Annotated in this window: 10 protein-coding genes and 3 pseudogenes; 1 reads left to right on the top strand and 12 read right to left on the bottom strand. The window is 41.8% G+C overall.

What is annotated here, in order from left to right; all coding sequences use genetic code 11:
* Positions 1–178: 178 nt before the first annotated feature.
* The 7 genes and pseudogenes from PUN35_RS15925 to PUN35_RS15895 all read right to left on the bottom strand — a co-directional run bounded on the left by PUN35_RS15925 (position 179) and on the right by PUN35_RS15895 (position 11,996).
* Positions 179–853, bottom strand: a complete 675-nt coding sequence (locus tag PUN35_RS15925) for a DUF7003 family protein (protein ID WP_033881892.1) — start codon at positions 851–853, stop codon at positions 179–181.
* A 158-nt stretch (positions 854–1,011) separates the two neighbouring features.
* A complete protein-coding gene (locus PUN35_RS15920; RefSeq protein WP_031601138.1) occupies positions 1,012–1,710 on the bottom strand; it encodes a DUF7003 family protein in 699 nt (232 codons plus the stop codon).
* Positions 1,707–2,618: pseudogene (locus tag PUN35_RS15915) on the bottom strand (RHS repeat-associated core domain-containing protein); the annotation flags it as partial. The gene PUN35_RS15920 and the pseudogene PUN35_RS15915, both read right to left, overlap by 4 nt.
* Positions 2,619–2,685: 67 nt before the next feature.
* The gene (locus PUN35_RS15910; protein WP_014481370.1) at positions 2,686–3,045 is read right to left on the bottom strand and encodes an immunity protein WapI; all 360 of its coding nucleotides are present in this window, start codon (positions 3,043–3,045) and stop codon (positions 2,686–2,688) included.
* A gap of 36 nt (positions 3,046–3,081) precedes the next feature.
* Entirely contained in the window at positions 3,082–10,086 is a 7,005-nt protein-coding gene (wapA, locus tag PUN35_RS15905) for a tRNA nuclease WapA (RefSeq protein ID WP_014481371.1), read from the bottom strand.
* A 164-nt stretch (positions 10,087–10,250) separates the two neighbouring features.
* The gene (locus tag PUN35_RS15900; RefSeq protein WP_031601140.1) at positions 10,251–11,186 is read right to left on the bottom strand and encodes a DMT family transporter; all 936 of its coding nucleotides are present in this window, start codon (positions 11,184–11,186) and stop codon (positions 10,251–10,253) included.
* A gap of 66 nt (positions 11,187–11,252) precedes the next feature.
* Positions 11,253–11,996 carry an SDR family NAD(P)-dependent oxidoreductase gene (locus tag PUN35_RS15895; protein ID WP_014481373.1) on the bottom strand — a complete coding sequence of 248 codons (744 nt, stop codon included), beginning with the start codon at positions 11,994–11,996 and terminating at the stop codon, positions 11,253–11,255.
* Between the two features lie 167 nt (positions 11,997–12,163).
* On the opposite strand from PUN35_RS15895, the gene PUN35_RS15890 reads away from it, so the two are divergent.
* On the top strand, positions 12,164–12,895 hold the full coding sequence (locus PUN35_RS15890) for a 2OG-Fe dioxygenase family protein (protein WP_014481374.1): 732 nt from the start codon (positions 12,164–12,166) through the stop codon (positions 12,893–12,895).
* A gap of 33 nt (positions 12,896–12,928) precedes the next feature.
* On the opposite strand, the gene PUN35_RS15885 is transcribed toward PUN35_RS15890, so the two are convergent.
* The 5 genes and pseudogenes from PUN35_RS15885 to PUN35_RS15865 form a co-directional block, all read right to left on the bottom strand.
* Positions 12,929–13,375, bottom strand: a complete 447-nt coding sequence (locus tag PUN35_RS15885; RefSeq protein WP_003227162.1) for a universal stress protein — start codon at positions 13,373–13,375, stop codon at positions 12,929–12,931.
* Between the two features lie 102 nt (positions 13,376–13,477).
* A pseudogene (gene bglH, locus PUN35_RS15880) lies at positions 13,478–14,885 on the bottom strand (aryl-phospho-beta-d-glucosidase).
* A 22-nt stretch (positions 14,886–14,907) separates the two neighbouring features.
* Positions 14,908–16,737, bottom strand: coding sequence for a PTS beta-glucoside transporter subunit IIABC (gene bglP, locus PUN35_RS15875; protein ID WP_014481377.1), 1,830 nt, complete (start codon positions 16,735–16,737; stop codon positions 14,908–14,910).
* Positions 16,738–17,159: 422 nt separating this feature from the next.
* Positions 17,160–17,498, bottom strand: a complete 339-nt coding sequence (locus PUN35_RS15870; protein WP_014481378.1) for a hypothetical protein — start codon at positions 17,496–17,498, stop codon at positions 17,160–17,162.
* 16 nt (positions 17,499–17,514) lie between these two features.
* A pseudogene (locus PUN35_RS15865) lies at positions 17,515–18,954 on the bottom strand (T7SS effector LXG polymorphic toxin); the annotation flags it as partial.
* Positions 18,955–18,958 lie beyond the last annotated feature (4 nt).

The following is an 18,958-nucleotide window of genomic DNA, read 5'->3' as shown; positions in this document are numbered from 1 at the left end:
TTATATACTTCATTAAATATATTGTCTTTGGTTTTTACCCATAAATCGTATAGTCTTTTACAGTTAAGTTCTGACCGCATTGGTGGAATGCTGATTGCTCTCCATATAAGCTGAAGGTGAGAGAAACCCATAAGAAGTCACGGACTTTATCACAATATTTATTGACGTTTCCCCAAATTCATTCGATATCGTAATCCTCCCATTCTTTCCAATGGTTATTAGGAACTCCTACATTAACTGGACCTATTCCGCTTTCAAGGTATTGAGCAAAAGATTGAAATGAAATTAATTCACTTGGATCTGTTAAATAATCAGGATATTCCCAGTTCTCTGTTTCGTATACACCTTCATCATCACCTTTTAAACCTAGTTCACTCTTAAGTTTTTTTGGTTTAATCCAGAGTGCGTCTCTAAAATTGGCATCCTCAAACAAATTTCTAAAATATGTTTTCCATGCCTTTTCTTTGGTCTTCTTTTGGAATTCATTTCTTTGGTGAATATTTATGCAGTAAAGGGAATCTGCAATTTTTATTTTCACTGCTTCGCTTAATTGATTAAAGTTACTTTCACTATATGTTACTTCCTCATCTTCTTTGGTCTTTAAAACGATGTCATTAATTATGATCAATTTATAGTTCTCTGAAAAACAGTTACTATAAGCATGAACAGACAGAAAGGGTCCTTCATTATCAATTTGGAAGCATTGGATTGCCAGTAACCAGTGTTCTTTATTTAATCGTACTAAGGTACATTTACTTCCAATATAATTAGATTCGCGCCATTCAAAAAGAGGTCGATTTAACTCACTGAATTCGTCATCTAATAGACTAAGAATTTCTGTTTTTTTAATCAATGTTTATTCTCCTTTTTTACTGTTTTTATCTTTATACTTGCAAACTAAATAATGATTTCGACCTTTTCAGGAAAATATATCCTTTTTATATCGTGTATGATCATCATACGATAAAATATTATGGATACACAGCCATAGGCTGTATATCCGTATCATCTTTAATAATACTGAACAGAATCTGAATATGTCCATGTTGACCAATCAGTGTTACCTTTCTCAAGTTTCTGGATATATGCAGCATCTTTACGACAAATTGCTTGAGCAATAGCTTGAAAGAAAGGAGAAAGGCTAGGAAAATCCTTTTCTGTTTCAGGATGCATCCAAGATTCAGTTGAATACAGTTGGTCATAATCGCAGGAGAGACCTGCCAATTGTAGTTGTTCTTGTTTTGTCAACCAGAGTGTGTCGAGGAATAAACGATTTTTAATCATTTGCCTTAAACATGTAATCCATTCATTCTCTGATGTAATCTTTGCTAGTATTTCTTGCTCAATGAAAAATTTAAATGTTCTCCCTCTAAGGAACACATTGATTTGTTTCCTTGTAAAACCTGGTTCTACATCTTCCAACTCTAGTTGATCTCCTAATTTATCTACAAAACAAAACGGTTCATCCACTAAATAATTTGCTGCATTATTTATTAACTGATTTCCAAACGTATAAAAATCAATGGCTGGACCCAATTTCGACAATCCAAACAGCTGGATCGTTAAAAGCCAGTTATCTCCATCAACAAATACCGAAAGTTTTCCTTTGGCAAAATCAAAATTCGAATTACAAATAAGAGGGAACTCTTCCTTTCTGAATGAATCGTTAAGTAATGCTAGAATCGCTTCTTTTTTTCCCAATTTCCTCACCTCCGTTGATGTCTTTTTCTCAAAATAGAACTCGTATATCCTCCCTGTTTCCGCGAACAAGTTTGACAGTGAGGATATAGCCTTTGACGCTGGCCTTTCTTCCTTAATTTTGATACTGGTTGGTGATCCGCAATCCAATTTCCACTTTTAGTTCCAGGATGCCTTCTACCACAAGTGTGACAGCCATATTTATTCCCAATCTTGTTTAATACTCTTCTTTCCTTTTTATTCAACCTGCTACTTGTACTTCTTGCAGGTATTGACCTTTTGGCATATTTACCTGGTTTTAAATACTTCTTAGCTCCCTTCGCAACACCTAAAACCTTCTTGGCGCCTTTCAGCACTTTTCCAGGGCCAAAGTTAGAAGCAGCTGCCCAAGCAACACTTTTCCACCCTTTACCTGATTTATAAGCTTTGTATCCATCATATACCGCAAATCCAGCATTTACCACAAGCCAAACCCAATGCCCATCAGGGTCAACATTCATCACAGGGTTATTATTTCCATAAGCATACCCATTCTGATCCAATGAGTCGCCATCGCTGCCCGGGTCTGGGTCGAGCGATAGGAACACGCCGTTTCTTGGCTCGTAGTAGCGGGCCATGAGATAGTACAGGCCGGTTTCTTCGTCGTATTGGTAGCCTGCGTAGCGATAGCGGTTGTCTTTTACTTCATCGCTTGCTTCGGTTTTTGTTGGATTTCCCCATGCGTCGTACTGATATTTGGCAACGGTTTTTCCAGTGCTGTCTGAGATCGCAATGACGTCACCTTGTGCGTTGTAGTGATAGAAATATTTCTTGCCATTTTGCGTGAATGCTAGCAGTTGTCCACTATCACCGTATGTGTATGCTTTTGTGAAAGTATACACATTCAGACTGTCGCTGTAAAAATAAATTGTGTCTTTCCCGAATTAATTAAAACAGCTGTCAAATATACTTGACAGCTGTTTTTGTTTATTATTTTAGTTTAAAGATTCATCCTCCTGTTATAAGCTTATTAATCAAAATCCTAATTTTTTCATGAAATTCTAAGCATTCACTTAATTCTTGATATTTTAAAATATCACTTTTATAATTCCTAAAATGAGGATAATGTTCATAGAACGTTTTTTTTAACATTTCTCTTTGATATCTAGGAATTTTTTTATCTTCAATTATATAATTTAAACTTCCAGTTATTAAGGCAAAAAATTCATAAAATTCATCTAAAGAAGTATTTGTTTCTTCTTCAAAATCATACATATCATTTGGAAACGGACCATGTAATAATACATAATATTTTTTGAACTCATCTAATGTTTTTTGATCAATATTATATCTTTTAAAAAATTTCATCCATATTCAGGCCCTTCTATATTGTAGAAATTAAAATTAACGCTTTTTCTTTTTCTTCCATTTATTATTCACAAATGTAACTACCTTTCCACTTCTTGTGTAATAACCAGTTCTTTTTCCATTCTTAATCCTGTAACCTTTTTTTCCAGTAGCTAGTATTACTTTTTCGCGTAAATGCTTATTAGATCTATAAAATGCTCTAGCAACTTTTGTATATCTCTTTTTACTGTAAGATTTACCATTTCTCACAATATGTTTATTATGATGATAGTCCAATGACTTTCTTTTAGTTTTAAATGTTCCTTTATACCAATGTCTTGAGGTGGCCCATTTTCCGATTTTTTTTGTTAATTTTAACTTTCCACCACCTACAAATCCTGATGCGGCTGCAACCGCTACGCCTTTCCAACCCTTGCCTGATTTATAAGCTTTGTATCCATCATATACCGCAAATCCTGCATTGACAACAAACCATACCCAATGGCCGTCTGGATCGACATTCATGACCGGGTTGTTGTTTCCATAGGTATATCCGTTTTGATCTAGTGAATCTCCATCGCTGCCCGGGTCTGGGTCAAGTGAGAGGAACACGCCGTTTCTTGGCTCGTAGTAGCGGGCCATGAGATAGTACAGGCCGGTTTCTTCGTCGTATTGGTAGCCTGCGTAGCGATAGCGGTTGTCTTTTACTTCATCGCTTGCTTCGGTTTTTGTTGGATTTCCCCATGCGTCGTACTGATATTTGGCAACCGTTTTTCCGGTGCTGTCTGAGATCGCGATGACGTCGCCGTGTGCGTTGTAGTGATAGAAATATTTCTTGCCATTTTCTGTGTAGGATAACAGCTGGCCGCTGTCCCCGTACGTGTATGATTTTGTGACGTTGTTGTCCGCGTCTGTTTCATACAAGACGTTCAAGCTGTCTCCGTCGTAGAAGTAGTTCGTGACTTTTCCGTTGACGGTTTTTTGGATTCTGTTTCCTTTTTCGTCATACTTATATGTTGCGAATGGCTTGTCTTCGCCTTTTTTGGTAACGGCGGTCAGGTTATCTTCTGCATCCCACGTATATGTGAATTTGCCGTCGGATGTGCGGTTGCCGTTTTTATCGTAAGAGATGCTTTCATCATTGACTTTTGTCAGCTGGTTCATGATGTTGAAGGAAGCGTTCACCGTTTTGCTTGAGCCGTCTTTTACAGTTGTAACGGTTTTCCGGTTCCCGAATCCATCATATGTGTATTCAATGACAGTACCGTCTTCATGGGTTTCTTTGACAAGCTGATTCAGCTTCCCATACTCATATTTCACCTTGCCGCTTGCTGAGCTGTTTATCGTTGTGCGATTGCCGTTGGCATCATATTCATAGCTTTCCGTCAGAATGCTTCCGCCGTTTTTGTCACCGATATGCAGCGAGCTTACAAGGTTTCTTTCGTCATATGAAAAACTTGTTCCGCCGCCGTTGCCCGTAATAAAGGTTTGGACGTTTCCATTTTCATCATAATCAAATGAATATGAAGATGTACTGTCTTTCATCTCAATCATTTGGTCCAGCTTGTTATACGTAAATTGATTCGTTCCTTTTTGGTCCCCATGAGTCCACGAGAAGGTTTTCAGCTTATCGGAGTCACTAGGGTATGTCCAAGTTTGGCTGCCGCCGCGGTCAGTCAATTCGGTTAAACGGTTTTTGTTGTCAAATGTCCGTTTCTTTGTGGTGTTCTGCTCTTTATTAACGACCGACGTTTCATTTCCATTTTTGTCATACGTGAAATTGTACTTTTCTGTACCGTTATACGACTTTGATTTCACCCGGTCTGTTCCATCATAAGAAAGAGACACTTCGTTGCCATTTGGTGAAATGGTTTTGGTCAGGTTGCTGTTGGCATCATATTCGCTTGCTAGCACATTGCCCAGAGGGTCAGTTGTTTTGACAAGCTTGCCCATCACATCATATTCGTATTTATAGGTTTGATCTGCTCCCGCCCGGATGGTTTTGCTTACCTCATTGCCTTCCTTATCATAGCTGTGAAGGATAGACGTGCCGTTAGAGAGCGTCATGTTTGTCAGTTGGTCTGCCTGATCATACGTATAGGTTGTTTTTTCACCTTTTGCATCCGTTTCAGCTGTTTTCTTACCAGTTTCATCGTAATCAGTTGAAGTGGCGTAACCTAGTTCGTCCTCTTCCTTGGTCACATAGTTGCCATTACTGTCATACGTGCTTTTAGTCAGAAGGCTTCCTTCAATCAAACGGATATCATCAAACCAGACTGTGCCTGTCGCACTCTTTTGGAACAGAATACTAATATCTACTTTATTGATCGGCTTTGTTTTAGGGATGACGACAGCTGCCCGGTTCCATTCCTGTGTTCCAGAAGGGAATTTCGCATTGTAGACGCCTGTGCTGCCGTCAGCGTAAGTGACATTCGCCTGCAGAGAATAGTCTTTTTCATCTGTAAATTTGACGCTGCTTGCTTTCGACATTCCTGTCAGTGTGAGATAAACCGGTTTGTCATTTGCGCTTTGCCCTAAGACAACGGTTTGTTTTGTTACTGATCCGGCTTGGGACGCACTGGTCCGGGCAGCTTTTAATGATACATCATCATTAAAGCCTTCTTCAGAATCAACGGATGCTCCGCTTACATTCCAGTTTTCCGTCGCTGATGTGAAGCTGCTGTTTTGAACTGGGTTATAGCTTGACGATACTTCGCCTTTTTCCAGCTGGACTTCATCGAACCATGCTTTTCCTTTGCCATCTTTATCATTATGATCGACTTCCATATACACAACGGCTTTTCCTGCATTTGCTGGAGTCGTAAAAGTGATTTGCCGTTTTGTCCAGTCATTTTTTCCGGCTAATGCACTGTATTCATTGTGAATCCATTGAATTCGTTTTTGATCTTTGTCTCGCAAATCAATGTTAAAGTAGGCTCTTGTTTTTGCTAGATCTGTTTTGATTTTCCCGCTTAATGTATAGGTTGTATTCGGCTCCAGTTCAACTGTTTGTGTCGCTGACGAAAACCCGTGATCGGTTCCGGCAGACGTTGATTGACTCAAGATTTCCAATGCCTTTGATCCGGAAAGAACTCCGCTTTTATCGGTGATAATTGAGATTTTGCCGCTGTCTTTAGAGGCAGTCAGATTCCAGCCGGATTTTTGTGCTTCAAAGCTTCCATCTTTCAAAATATTAGTTGAAGCTGATAAATCTTTGCTGGATTGAATCTGATTTCCGTATTTATCATAAACGGCTGCTGACGATGATTTTCCGCTCTGATCGGTTTCGGATACAGCATCCAGTCCGTCATAAGCAATATCCGTGACATTGCCCTCGGTATCCTTCATTTTTGTGACATCGTTGTTTTTGTTATATTCGTATGTCTCAGTTCCATATGCGTCTTTAACCGACGTAACGTTGCCATCTTTGTCATATTGATAGCTTTCCGTTGCTTTTCCGGTGCCCACGTCGTTTGGATCGACATCTTCTACGACATTGTTGCCTTCATATTTTGTATTCGTTGTAATTTTTAGCCCTTCCGCATCATCAATGACCTGAATCGGATTTCCCGCTTCATTATAGCCATACTGTACCTTCCGGCCATTTGGCTGTGTCATGAGAAGTGTCTTTTTATCAGCATCATAGCTGTAGACATATGTTTCTTTTTTAGCGTTGATCGCTTTTTCGAGACGGTGTCCGCTATACTGATATTCGGTAAAGACAGGCTTTGCTTCGGTACTGTTGGCTGAATATTGTTTGACAAGGCGTCCTTCGCCATCATAGTCATAGCTTGTAACAGTCCCGTCTGTATCCGTAACCTTCTTCAGCAAATCATTCTCATATGAGTAGGTGACTTTCTTATTCTTAGGTCCTGTGATGGAAGTCACATGGCCGTTTTCATCATAGGTAAATGTAAGCTTGCGGCCTGATGCATCTGTAATGGCGGTCAGTTGATTTTTGTCATTGTAAGTATAGACAGTTGCATTGTTGTGGCCATCCACTACTTTTTGGAGTTTGCCGCCTTTTTTATTGAAATAAGCATTGGTTTGATCCTTTGTTTTTAATATGAACTGATCAGCTGTTTCTGTTAATTCAAGATATACACCGGTCGGCGGTTGATACGTGCCATCGGCTTTTTTCGTGAATCGATGTGTCGTAGCGTCTTCATCGATATACATTGCCCCGCCATCCGTTGAGATGACAGATGTTTCTGCATCAGCATACCAGCCTTGCCCAAATAAATGATCAGAGCTGTCAAGACTGTTGTAGGTTCTCGATAAGCCAAGTCCCGGACCGCGTCCGTCAATTGACAAATCTTCTTCATTCACAATGACATTGCCTGTCGCACCATTTAACTGGCCGCTTGGGATATCAATGATAGACCAGTACTCTTCTGTACCTAGGAATTCTGCGCCTTCATGGAACGTTGGGTTAAAGGGCGCCGTTGGAATCGTTTCACCATTCGCATCATAGGCGACAAGCGTGAAAGAATAATTCTTCTTCCCTTTGTAATTCCCATTTGCATTGTTATAGACAGGTGATGGATCGAGGGCTAATTCCCCGCCTTTTCCATCTGTATGAAGCTTATAGCTTCCGGCTTTGATTTCCTCAGAAGTCGGCCAGATGTTTTTATTTTGGGTTGTCCAATGATCAGCATCACCAACATCAAAGGACTGATATTCTTTACCGTTGTAAATGTTAACTTTATAGCCCTTCGCATTTTGAACCTTTTCCCATATCAAATTCACATAACCCGTTTGACTCGATTTTGTATTTGTATACAAATAGCCAGTTAAATTCTTTGGCCTAGCGATATCAGGAAGTGCCGGGTTAGCAGCCGGGGATGCAATGGCTTCGCCATCTTTGTTGTATGCGATAATTTTAAACGAGTAATTTTTTTTGGCTCCATCTCCCCCGGCGTTTTTATAGGTTGGTCCGGGATTGATCGGCAGCTCTGCTCCGCTTCCGTCCTTTAGGTGAAGAGCATATTTTCCCGCCTTGATTTCTGCACTTGTCGGCCAGATCTTTTTCCCTTTTGTGGTCCAAGACGTCTGATTTCCGAGATCAAGTGTCTCAAAGCCTTTCCCATTGAACACCTGAACCTTATAGCCGGTTGCACCGGATACAGCTTTCCAAGAAAGGTCGAAGTATCCTGTGGCATTCCCATTATTGTAGCCCTTTGCTGATGGTGCTTGTGCTTTTCCTACATTAGGGATAACGGGCTTTGCCGGTGCGGACATCGCTCCTTCACCTTGGTCAAATATTGCACTGACGCCAATCCAATAGTTTTTGCTTGTGGCATAGCTTCCGCCGGAGTTCTTATAGACCGGGGATGGGTCTAGTGCCAATTCGGCTCCGTCCTTGCCGTCCAGATGCAGTTTATATCTCTTGGAAGCAATTTCTGCGCTCGTAGGCCAGATTTTTTTCCCTTTTGTGCTCCACGACGTGACGTTGCCTGCAGAAATCGCTTGATATTCTTTACCATTGTAAATCCATACCTTATACCCTTTCGCCCCTTCAACCTTTTTCCAACTGATATCAAAATAACCAGTGGAATCACCATTGTGATAGGCTTTAATTGTAGGGGTGTTTCCCTTTGGTATGGTATACGTCACTTCAATATACGGTTTATTGGCAGAGTTCGCTGAAGAAATTAGTTTTTTCCAATATTCCTTGCCGTTTCCGTTTGTATGAAGCTTAAATCCATAGTTGGCCCCGCCGGAGTTCCATGACTTTACAGCAGCGGTCACATCATAACTCGCCCACTGTCCTTTATGGACGTCGGCTTTTCCGATATTTTTAGATGCCGGTTTGGTGTTCCATGTCACTTTTGCATTATCATAATTGCTGTTGACCGTATCCAGCCAAAGACCGGTTGCCTTTGTTCCATAATAGGAATGGGCTACGTATGTTTTTAATGTAGCTTTAGTGACAGTCATATTTTGAATTGGCTTTAGGTTGTTAAATTTCATGAACGCATAGTTTGTGCCTGTTGTTTTGTCATAATAGCCCGTTTTCAGTACATAGGCCTTTAAATTAGCATCCCATTTTTGTGAGGAGGCCGAATAGTTCGTCGTCGGGTAGGCACTCATGACAAACGTATCCGATGAAACAGATAAAGAAGTTGACGGGTCGATAGATACTGGATATACGCGTTCTGGGTCTTTCAGCCAGTTCTCGTCTGCCGTAAGATGAAGCAAATACCCTTCTTCATTCTTTTCCAGCTTATAGCTGACTTTGTCTGACCGTTCAACCTCGCCGGAAAGCTCATCTAGTTTTGAATCCGTCATAAAAGGCTTAGGCACAGAAAAAACAACTTTGCCTTTTTCATCAGAAAAATCAATGGATCCATCCTCTTGTTCTTTAGCCTGCAAATCGGTTTTTAACTGAAATGTAAATGTGTTGTATCCATCATACTGATGAAGGACTAAATCTTCTTTTATGTTTTCATTGAATGTGAAAGTCTGAAGATCAATATTCGGAAAAACATCCGGATACACAATCTCATTACTGTCAGTCTTATAATCTGCTGAGGTATCTTTCGGAGTAAGTGAAGTTTTATTCGGGGCTTTCGCTTCTACAAGTGAATATGTAACCTTATGGTCATTATGCTCAAAAGTCGCATAAAGCCCGTTCTTCATTTGCTTTTGAAAATCTGAATTCAAAATGGCATTCTCTGTCTCGACTTGTTTGCTTGTCGACTCTTTTAACTCAGGAGAAATGTCTTCCCAGTCGGCATCAGGTGTTTCCTTTGTATGAATAGGATCAAGGTATACTTCCTGTTTATAGACACCGTCACCTTCATAATAGAGTTTTGTATTTTCTGTTCTTTCCGAGGTGATCTCACCCTCTTTGTTTATATCTTTTGGATCAAAAGGTACGGCTTCCTCAGTTTGTTCTTTCTGAAGAGTTTCTTCTGGATCATCGGCAACAATACGATTTCCATTCTCTTCTTCAGTGGTTTTTGCCAGTACATCGGCTGGCACTAATGAAATGATTAAAGCCAACACTAAAAATGCTGCTATGAACCTTTTAAAGTTTCGCCTCTTTCTTTTTTTCATTTTCTCTCTCCTTTTGTAATAAAAGTAATATTCACTCAATAATCTTAACCAGACTGAAATATTATTACAATATTTTTCTAGAAAATTTATCTTATTTTAAGGATTAACGAGAGTCTATTGACCTAAAATAAAAAAAGGCCGCATAGGCCTTTTTACTTTTTCCATTATTGCATTTGTTCAATATCCGTACCCTCAGCTGCCACATTCGCCTTCCCCTGCCTCCTGACAAGCGTCAAGGCCATGCCCGCAAAGATCAGCACGATGCCAAGCGTTTGATAGAGGTCAGGGCGGAAGCCTGTGAAGACGGTATCGAGCACGATCGCGACAGCGGGGTCGAGAAATACAATGATTGAAATAAATTTCGTTGATAAAATTCGCAAACTGTCAAAAAACAACAAATATACAATACCCGTATGGATGATGCCGGTAGATACCACCATAATCCAGTTTCCCTGAGATAGGTCAGCAAAAGCGCCAAAGTGAATAAACGGAATCAGGATGATAACCCCTAAACCCGTCTGCAAGAAGGTGGTCGTGTAAGGACTGAGATTGTGAATGCCTTTTCCCAATAAAGTGGTGAACGCATAAAACAGTGCGGCGAGAACTGCCCATATGATCCCTGATCCCATCAGCTGTGTCAATGAAGTGCTGCCGTTAATCCCGGAAATCAGCGCAGTTCCCAGAAAGCAGATGATAATGGAGCTGACGGAGATCACATTTAATTTCTCTCTGTAGAGGAAACTCCCCAGAAGAAGAACAAGCACCGGCGCTAGGTGATAAACGGAGATGGCAATTGTAACGGACGTTTCTTCAAAAGACTTAAATAAGAACACCCAGTTGAATACAAGAAAGAAACCGCACGCCAATGTTTGCAGCACGTCTCTCTTGCTCCATTTTTCAGTTTTATACTGGCCGGACGCCAGCCAGCAAAGGCCTAAAAACAGCGTCGCGCAAAGGCAGCGGACAAAGACCAATTCAAATGACGGCAGATTGGTATGCTCTGAGAAAAAGCCGATAGAACCGAAAATCACCATGGAGATGACCATTTTGATTACGGCTGTTGATTTTTGTTTTGGTGTGATTGAGAGATCTTGCTGCATCAAGCGTATTCTACCTCCAATTATGTATAGGGAAAAGCACCCCAACTGCAAGGTGCTTTTCCTTTTTTATAGTTTCTTGCCGGCCGTCCAGCCGCCGTCTATGACAAAGTTTGAACCTGTAATAAAGTGCGCCTCATCAGAAGCCAAATACTTCATACAGGAAACGATATCACTCGGCTGCCCCCACGTATGAAGGGCATGGTTATCTTTGATCAGCTGAACCATTTCATCGTCTTGAAAATACTCTTCCGTTAATTCTGTTTGGATCACGCCCGGTGAAATGCTATTCACCCTGATCCCCTTTGATCCGAACTCCATAGCGAGCTGCTTCGTCAGTCCGATGATCGCATGCTTGGAAGACACATAGGCAGCCCGCGCAGGCTCTGCCATCAGCCCGGACACAGAGGCGATGTTGATTATACAGCCTCGTTTTCCCAGCTTTGACCACAGCCTTGCCGCATCTCGGGAAAGAATAAAGGCTGCCGTGAGATTAATGTCTATGACCTTTTTGAATGATTCTGCTGATAATTCAAGAACAGGGGTAATTTCCCTTATCCCTGCTGCATTGATCAAAATATCCGGGATCAGCCGGCTTTTTTCAAGTTTTAGCATCAAAGATTCCGCCTGCCGGACATCAGACAAGTCTGCTTTTTCCATGTGAAACTCACTGTTTACTATAAATTCTGACATTTTATTCGTTTGAATATCCACTCCAACGACTCGAAAGCCTTCTGTTAGAAATTGCTTTACCGCCGCAAAGCCGATTCCGCTATTTGCCCCAGTTATCATTATATTCTTTTTCTTCATCATTTTACATTCTGCCTTTTTTCATTTTGGTAATTTGTAATAATCTGAATATTATTATTTGACAATATATAACAAATAATTTAGCATTGCACTACATCCTCTATTTTCCACATTTTCTATCATACAGGAAATTACTAAAAAAATCATCTACTTTTTAAGGAGAGATTCATATGGTTCAAGTTTCAAACGTACAAAAAGAGTTGACATCCGATATTTCTAAATATGCTTCTTTTTTAAAGGAAAACGGCTATTCGTATATCCCAGCAGATTTCTATCAGCAGAAAACAACGGACGCTGCAGTCCGCGAACTACAGCTTACATATGATGATTTGAAAGCTGATCCTAAAGGAGGCGGCCGTTACAGAGCGCATTCCCGCTACATTTTGGCTCCTCACTCCGACACTCTTGAATTAGATCCGGATAATGGATATTTCCAATCAAAAGAATATAATTATGATGATGGCGGTATCGTCAGACAATTTGAAAAAATATCAGATGAGTTTCTACAGCATCCTGTAACGCGGCACATGATACATTCAAATGTAGAAATGGCTCGCCAAACCGATTTTGTAGATTGGGAGAAAGAAGTGATCGTCGGGCTTCACCAAGTCAGATATCAAGTGACACCTGACGCGCCTTCATACAGCTCACCCATTTGGCTGCATCGTGACGATGAACCGCTTGTTTTCGTCCATCTATTTCAGCTGAGCGAAGATGCTATCGGAGGAGATAACTTAATTGCTCCGTCTGTTAAGCAAATTGATAAAGTGCTGCGGCTGATAGACCCGCTTGAGACACTTGCTCTCGGGCAAAAGGTCTTTCATGCGGTTACACCGGTCGGCACTGCCAATAGAGATGGTGCGCATCGAGATATATTATTAGTTACATTTTCTAATAGATAAAAAAAAGCGCCCAAGGGCGCTTTTTTTACAAATCTATCGAACAATCAAAACCGGGCATGTTGATAATTGAGACACTTTATGGCTGACGCTTCCAAGCATCATTTCTTTCAGGCCGCTGATCCCCCGGCTGCCAACTACAATCAGGCTGACGCCTTTCTCTTTTGCGTGATTTAGTATCTCATGCGCCGGCTCGCCATTCGCGTAAATGGTTTCAGCTTGAACGCCTTTTTCGGCTGCTTTTTCTTTTGCATTTTCAAGGATTTTCAGGCCCTCTTTTTTAACCTCGTTCCTGATTTCATCAATAAAGTGTTCAGGCACATAGACAATTCCCGTCAGAGAAGAAGTCGTGACGACGGCTTCTCTCCCCACATGAAGAATGCTTAGTTCCGCTTGTTGCTCTTTTGCCAAATGCACTGCGGCATCAAGCGCTTTTGCACTCATGTCTGATCCGTCAATCGCTACTAACATTTTGTTAAACATGCTCTTCCCGCCTTTCGGACTGTGGGTGGTTCATCTTTCTCTTTTATTGTCCGCCTGCATTTCGTTATTGTCAATTGAAGCGCATGAGTTTTCAAAAAATTGTCAGAGACTCTCTCCGTTTGTGGCGATGACCTGCTGATACCAGTTGAAGCTTTTTTTCTTGATGCGGTTAAATGTTCCATTTCCTTCATTGTCCCTGTCCACATAAATGAAACCGTAGCGTTTTTTCATTTCCGCAGTAGATGCGCTGACAAGGTCAATTGGCCCCCATGATGTGTATCCGATTAATTCAACGCCGTCCGCAATGGCTTCGCGCACTTCAATTAAATGATCACGCAGATAGTTGATTCTGTAATCGTCCTGAATCGTGCCGTCCTCTTCAACCTTGTCTACAGCGCCAAGGCCGTTTTCAACGATGAACAGCGGCTTCTGATAACGGTCGTATAAGGTGTTGAGCGTGATGCGCAAGCCTTTCGGATCAATTTGCCAGCCCCATTCTGATGATTTGAGGTAAGGGTTTTTGACTCCGCCCAGCAGGTTGCCGCCTGATTTTGCAAGCTCTTGCGGATCAGTGCTCGCCGCCATCGACATGTAGTAGCTGAATCCAATGTAATCTACCGTATGTTCTTTCAAGAGTTCTTCATCGCCTTCAGCCATTTCAATTTCAATATTGTTTTCTGCCAGATAGCGTTTCATATATCCCGGATACGCGCCTCTTGCCTGAACGTCTGAGAAGAATAGTGTTTTGCGCTCATTCTCCATTGCAGCGAAGACATCTTCAGGCTTAGAAGTCATCGGATAGGTTGTCGTTGCCGCTATCATACAGCCGATTTTCGAATCAGGAATGATGTCGTGGCCCGCTTTGACAGCAAGGGCACTGGCCACAAATTGGTGGTGTGCCGCCTGGTACATCGCGTTTAATTTGTTTTCTCCTTCTTCAAAAACAAGACCGCCTCCGGTAAATGGCGCATGGAGCACCACGTTAATTTCATTAAACGTCATCCAACTTCACTTTGTGTTGATAGCGTTGGAATACAGTTTTGGCATAGCGTTCATAAAACTCTATGACTTTGCGATTCTTCCAGCCGCCATAATTTTTCACTAAACCGAGCGGCATTTCATAATGAGAGATGGTTACGACAGGCTCAATATGATGCTTTAACAGCTCATCAAACAGATCATCATAAAAGCTGAGGCCTTCTTCATTGGGCTCCTCTTCATCGCCATTCGGAAAAATTCTCGTCCACGCAATCGATGTGCGGAACGCCTTAAATCCCATTTCCGCAAATAAGGCGATATCCTCTTTATAACGATGATAAAAGTCAATCCCGTTGTGATACAGATTCAAGGAAGTCATTGATTCATCAAATGGAGACATGATCCCGTTCGGCGATACGTCAGCTGTCGAAAGCCCCTTACCACCCTTGTTATAAGCACCCTCCACTTGGTTGGCAGCAACTGCGCCGCCCCATAAAAATCCTTCTGGAAATCGTTTTGCGTTTGAACTCATATTGATCACCCCATTAGTTTTTTCAAGATAAAGCAAGCAGCGCTTCTTTTGTCTGCACTTTACCGATCTCTTTCACCGGCGAAAATGAATATTGGTCTGTGTTGGTCACGATCACCGGAGTAATGACGTCATATCCCGCGTCTTTGATTTGCTCCAGATCAAAGGACACGAGCGGATCTCCCGGTGCGACCTTGTCGCCTTCTTTGACGTGAACCGTGAACCATTGTCCCTCCAGCTTTACCGTGTCCAATCCAATGTGTATGAGTATTTCAGCTCCCTGATCACTCGTAATGCCAATTGCGTGTTTTGTTTTAAAAATGGTGGTAACGCTTCCACGAACAGGCGACACAACTTCTCCTTCTTCAGGCTCAATGGCAAATCCTTTTCCCATGATCCCGACAGAAAATACTCCATCTTTGACTTCACTTAAGGCTTTCACTTCTCCCTTAATCGGGCTGTGAATGATCTCTCTGCTGCCCTCATGCACTGCCGGCTGCTGGCTGCCGTCAGAAGGCACATCCTCGAATCCAAGCAAATACGCAGCTGCTGTTCCCGCCGCAAACGCAATCACAAGGCCGATCATCGCGTAAATAAACGTTGGGCCGATAAAGACAGGGATGCTCGGGAGACCTGCATTCCCCCCGACGATATAGGAAGCAACACCCGTCATGCCGTAAAACGCGCCACCGGCTGCACCGCCAATCAAAGCGGCCGCAAACGGCTTTTTCAATCGCATATTCACGCCGTACATTGCAGGTTCTGTGATCCCCATCAGCGCCGTGATGCTTGTGGTAAGCGCGAGTGATTTAAATTTTTTGTTTCTGGAGCGAAGGAAGACTGCAAATGATGCTCCCGCCTGCCCCATATTCGCCAAAAACATAGCCGGCAGTAAATAATCGTGGCCGTTTTGAGCGATGTTGTTGATCATAATCGGCACAAAGGCATAGTGCATGCCCGTCATAATGATTAAAGAGAATGTACCCGCCAGCAAAATCATCGCCACAAGCCCTGCATGATCAAACAAATAATTGACCCCAGAAGACAAGTATTCTCCTAAAATAGCGCCAAGCGGACCGACTGTAATCAATGTCAGCGGCACGACAATCAATAGCGTGAATGTCGGAACCACAATCAATTTGAGAGATGCGTGTGTAAAACGGTCAATCCATTTTTCCACGTATGAAGCAATCCATATCGCCAGCAAAATCGGGATGACCGTTGACGAATAAGTGGCAGCGGTTACAGGAAGCCCGATAAAGGAAATCGGTTTCCCCGCACCGAGCAGGGCTGTCAAATCCGGATGCAGGATCGCCGCCGCAATGGCTGCCGCTACGTACGGATTGCTTCCGAATTTTCTCGCCGCACTCATCGCTAGCAGGAGCGGCAGGAAGTAGAACGCACCGTCACCGACAGCCGTCAAAATGACATGAACCTGGCTCTTCTCCGCCATCCAGCCAAACGTAACTGCCAGCGCAACAAGCCCTTTGATCATCCCCGCCCCCGCAATCGCAGGCAGAATCGGAGTAAACACCCCAGAAATCACATCAAAGACCGCACTCAGCACATTCTTTTTCTGAGAGGATGAACCAGCGCTCTTTTCATCACTGAGATTGCTCTGCCGCACAATCGCCTGATACACCTTCGGCACATCGTTTCCGATAATGATTTGAAACTGCTCGCCGCTGATATTGGTGCCCATCACCCCCGGCAGCTGCTCCAGCTGACTGCGATCCGCCTTCGCGTTGTCATGAAGATTAAAACGCAGCCTCGTCATGCAGTGAATCACGCGCTGAACGTTGTCTTCACCGCCTACGAGTTGTAATATGTCCTTCGATAATTTATCATAATCCATGTGTATACCTCCTTTTTATGGGGGACTGCTGGATGAAAGGTGGCCGCCTTTCACCAGCTTTTTTTCTATCAAATGCTGCATCACCTCCTAAAAGAGAATAAAAAAAACCTAAATGACACAGATTGCGAGAGTCTCCTCCTGCACCTGCACCATTTAGGTTTTGCCTGCTTTCGCAGTAACAATCCTGACGGGTCGTTTTATTTGTTTGTAGGTATACTTTAGCACTAGATTCACGGGATGTCGACGCTTTCATTTTTGGGTTTTGACTAAAGGGAATACTTATTGAGGACTGTTTTGTTATAGAGGGAAGCCATTTTGTATATTTTGTTTTATTTTTCCGAAAATACTATCAAATATATCAGCTGACTTAATATAAAAATAAAAAACCTTGAAAGGCAATTTAGCCCATCAAGGTATATGTTTTATTTTTGACTATCCCTTTTCCATATACTTTCTCCGTCAGTTAAAAAAACTGCACTTGGCGGATCATCATAAAGTGAAATTTCAACTAATGAACCTTTCTTTTGTATTAACCAATTATATAAACTACTTTCTTCACTAGTAGGATGAGCTAAAATATCATTTACTTGAAATGTAACTGCATAATATTCGATAAAATTCACATCATCGTCATCCAACCCATTGTCTGTTTCAAAGAGTGTGTCTGGTTCACCAATAATCTTTAATCCACTATCCCACTCTATTATCAAGTCACTATCTTTATACTCTTTTAACGATTTTATTAAAGGATCATATTCCATGTATATCCTCCTCTTATTACTTCTTTAATGGTTCTGAAGGCACTATATGCGCTCCGTCTTTTCCGTAATGAATCATTCCTCTAGTAGTTTCAATGTATTCACCAGTATCACGATCATAGTATTTTCCAATTGGTTTACCAAAGTCTACTCTTTCTTTTTTACCGTTTGGTAGTAGTTGACCTTTTCCTGCAAACTTATCAAGCAATTCCTGTGCTGTTTTATTATCACCATAGAAAATACTCTTGTTTTTACCATTTGCTATTTCTTGTTTGTAATTTGGCGTATTAGGAATATGTTTCTCTTGAGCACCTGGCTTTACTTTAACTGGGAATCCATGTACTTCTCTGTAAGGTCCTTTAGGTACTGACTTCTTTCCATAAGAAGGTACACCATTACCCGTATCCTTAGCAACGTTTTTAACTTCCGAAGCCTTCTTAGCCTTTTTCCCATCATTAATAAGTTTATTAATATCTATTAACTTTTCTAACTTAGCTATTTTGGCAAATGGTACTGAGTTTATGGAGGCAACAACACGGTCTTTCCCTGTGACTTTTTCTCCTGATACCGGATCTCTGCCCGTGGCTGCTTTAAATAGATCATACACGCCGGTAAGTTCTACAGCTGCCTCTAAAATTTTCACATATCCATTCTCATCCACTTTAATGTCCGAAAGCGAGACGACAGGTTCAAGCTTCATGTCATTACCAGATATGTATACATTGTAAAGTGTATCATTATAAACAACTTGCTTAACCTCTGCATTTGAGAAATCAGTTTTTATATGTTCTCTATGTTCACTCGTATTATACACTTTTCCATTGATAACGATGATATTTTTACTTACCTTTTTAGAATGACCCGTTTTGACAACTGAATCCACTTTAGACTTTTCATTCTCGGCTAGTTTCTTCAGCATCATCTCCATCGGTGAATCATCCGCCTGCTTCATTTGCGGGTTATTGGCGCCGAAGGTTTGGTTGATGTTTTCTTCTTCCTGTGATTTCAGGATGGAGCCGCTTTTGTAGCCTGTGATTTCAATTTTCGGCCCAGTGTACATGGTTTCGAGCTGATCGATGTATTTTTTCATCGTTTGAAAATCTGATTTTGCTGTTTCTAGTGCTTGGGTTTGCTGGCCGTCAAATTGAAAGAGCTTATGCAGGGTGTCTGTAATCAGTCGCTCAGCCTGTTCTGTTTCCATTCGGAAAAAGGTATCATTGACTGTCGGCAAGCTGACGATGTGGCCGATGGCTGATGTCTGGCGATTGACTGCGTCAGTGAGCTGTTCTGTCACTTCTCGTGCATGCTTGACCCCGTGTCTTGCGTCGTGTGAGAGAAAAGCCTCTGCGATCATGCCGTGGGAGTCAGATTCTACTGAGGAAATCGCATGCTGGGTTTGTTTCAGCACTTTTTTGTATTCGTCGATAAACATGCCAAAGAAAAGGTGAAAGGGTTTATGAATT

Source organism: Bacillus sp. N3378-2at, assembly GCF_033412715.1.
In the GTDB taxonomy this organism is placed as follows: domain Bacteria; phylum Bacillota; class Bacilli; order Bacillales; family Bacillaceae; genus Bacillus; species Bacillus subtilis.
The sequence above is the reverse complement of the archived record's forward strand: the minus strand, read 5'-3'. Positions and strand labels throughout refer to the sequence as shown.